3 protein-coding genes are annotated in these 2,553 nt (G+C 61.2%); all 3 read left to right on the forward strand.

Annotated elements, in window-relative coordinates:
* A partial coding sequence (locus VZ95_RS08205) for an ABC transporter permease (protein WP_045775418.1) occupies positions 1–602 on the forward strand: 602 nt, incomplete at its 5' end.
* 3 nt (positions 603–605) lie between these two features.
* Entirely contained in the window at positions 606–1,730 is a 1,125-nt protein-coding gene (locus VZ95_RS08210) for an ABC transporter permease (protein ID WP_045775419.1), read from the forward strand.
* Positions 1,731–1,744: 14 nt separating this feature from the next.
* The coding region (locus VZ95_RS08215) for an ABC transporter ATP-binding protein (RefSeq protein WP_232302552.1) at positions 1,745–2,553 on the forward strand (809 nt) is incomplete at its 3' end.

Below are 2,553 nucleotides of genomic sequence, written 5' to 3' on the forward strand. Positions count from 1 at the left end.
TGAAGAAATATTCCATCGGCGATTACATCGTTACCATGTTCAGCTTCATCGGCCTTGCGGTGCCGAGCTTTCTGCTCGCCCTGGTGCTGATGTATGTGGCCGTGGTCGAGTTCGGCCAAGAAGTCGGCGGGCTGTTTTCCGAGGAGTATATTCAAGCGCCGTGGAGCTGGGGCCGCGTCGTCGATCTGATGAGCCATCTCTGGATCCCGGTCATCATCCTCGCCATTTCCGGCACCGCGAGCCTGATCCGCGTCATGCGCGCCAATATGCTGGACGAGTTGAACAAACCTTACGTGACGACGGCGCGGGCGAAGGGCCTGTCGGAATTTCGTCTGCTGATGAAATACCCCGTGCGCGTAGCGCTCAATCCGTTCATCTCGACGCTGGCCTGGCTGCTGCCGAATCTGATTTCGGGTTCGATCATCGTCGCCATCGTGCTGAACCTGCCGACGGCAGGACCCCTGCTGCTGCAATCGCTGATGAGCCAAGACATGTATTTGGCCGGGGCCTTCGTGCTGTTGATTTGCGCGCTGACCCTCGTTGGCTCCCTGCTCAGCGATATTCTTCTTGCCCTCGCCGACCCCCGTATTCGGCTGGAGTAGATTATGACCGACGTTGCAATCGCGGTAGACCGCACAAAATTCGTCGTTGCCTCGCAATGGCACCTGATGTGGTGGGCCTTCCGCCGTCACCGGCTGGCGATGGTGGGGCTGGCCGTGACCAGTTTCCTCTATCTCGTTGCCGTCGCGCCGGGGTTTTTCGCCATCAACGAGCCCGCCAAGCAGGACGCGCGCTCGGCCTTTCAGCCGCCGCAAAGCGTGCATTTCATCGATACCGCCCCCGATGGCAGCTGGGCCTTTAGGCCGTACGTTTATCAGATGGTGCTGAAGCGCGATCCGGTTACGCTCGCGCCGGTTTATGTGGAGGACGCGGGCCGTAAGACCTATCTGAATTTCTTCGGCCAGGGGTACGAGTATAAGATTCTCGGGGTAATTTCCTCCACCACCCATCTGTTCGCGCCGACCGATTCGACCCGCCCGGTCTTTCTGCTCGGGGCCGACCGTTTGGGGCGCTGCGTTTTCTCGCGCATGGTGGAAGGCACGCAGATTTCGCTGTCGGTCGGGCTGATCGGCGTGTTTCTGTCGCTGACGCTGGGGATCATCCTCGGCGGGATTTCCGGCTATTACGGCGGTAAGGCGGATTTCGTCATTCAGCGCGTCATCGAATTCGTGCTGGCGCTGCCCAGCATTCCAATTTGGCTCGCGCTGTCGGCGGCGCTGCCGCAGGATTGGCCGGCGACGCTGAATTACTTCATGATTACCGTCATTCTGTCGCTGACCGGCTGGGCACAGCTCGCCCGTGTGGTCCGAGGCCGGTTCCTCAGCCTGCGCACGGAAGAATTCGTCACAGCCGCGCGGCTGGATGGGGCGAGCGAAGGCCGCATCATCTTCCGGCACATGCTGCCGAGCTTTGCCAGCCACATCATCGCCTCGATCACGCTGGCGATCCCGGCGATGATTTTGGCGGAAACCTCGCTGAGCTTCCTTGGCCTCGGCCTGCAACCGCCGACGATTTCCTGGGGCGTGCTGCTGCGCGAAGCCCAGAACATCCGCTCGATTGCGACCGCGCCCTGGTTGTTCGCGCCGGGGGTTGCCGTGGTGCTGGCGGTCGTTGCTCTTAACTTCCTGGGAGACGGGTTGCGCGACGCCGCCGATCCGTACAACAAATGAGAAAAGAGGCTCCCTTGCGCTTGGTCCATCCCAAACCCACAACCGGGGTTTTGCTGGAGGTTCGGAACCTTCAAACGCAGTTCCCGACGCGCAGCGGCTTGGTGAAGGCCGTCGATGGTGTGTCCTTTTCTCTGGAACGTGGCAAAACCCTGTGCATCGTCGGCGAGAGCGGCTCGGGCAAGAGCGTGACCGCCCGGTCGATTTTGCAGATCGTCGATGCGCCGGGCCGCATTACCGGCGGCGAGATGATTTGGCACCGGGCCGATGGCACCACGGTCGATCTCGCCAAGCTCGACCCGCGCTCCAAAGACATTCGCCAGATTCGCGGCCGCGATATCGCGATGATCTTCCAGGAGCCGATGTCCTCGCTCTCGCCGATCCACACGGTCGGCAATCAGATTATCGAAGTGCTGCGCCTGCACCTCGGCATGTCGAAGGCCGAGGCGCGCGAACGCTGCATCGAGTTGCTGCGGCAGGTGGAAATCCCCCGGCCGGAGCAGGCGATTGACCGCTATACGTTCGAGTTCTCCGGCGGCATGCGCCAGCGCGTGATGATCGCCATGTCGCTCGCCTGCGATCCGCTGTTGCTGATTGCCGACGAGCCGACGACGGCGCTGGACGTGACCACCCAAGCCGAAATCATCGATCTTATCCGCCGCCTGCAAAAGGATAAGGGGATGGCCGTCATGTTCATCACCCACGATATGGGGGTGGTGGCCGAGATTGCCGATGAGGTGCTGGTCATGTACCACGGCAAGGTGATGGAAAGCGGCCCGGTCGATCAAATCTTCCACGCGCCGCAGGATGATTATACGCGCATGCT

Source organism: Elstera litoralis (genome assembly GCF_000963705.1).
Classification (GTDB): Bacteria; Pseudomonadota; Alphaproteobacteria; order Elsterales; family Elsteraceae; genus Elstera; species Elstera litoralis.

What these genes read in the sequence shown, in the direction of transcription:
- VZ95_RS08210 (WP_045775419.1), top strand. Translation starts at nt 606, where the DNA reads ATGACCGACGTTGCAATCGCGGTAGACCGCACAAAATTCGTCGTTGCC.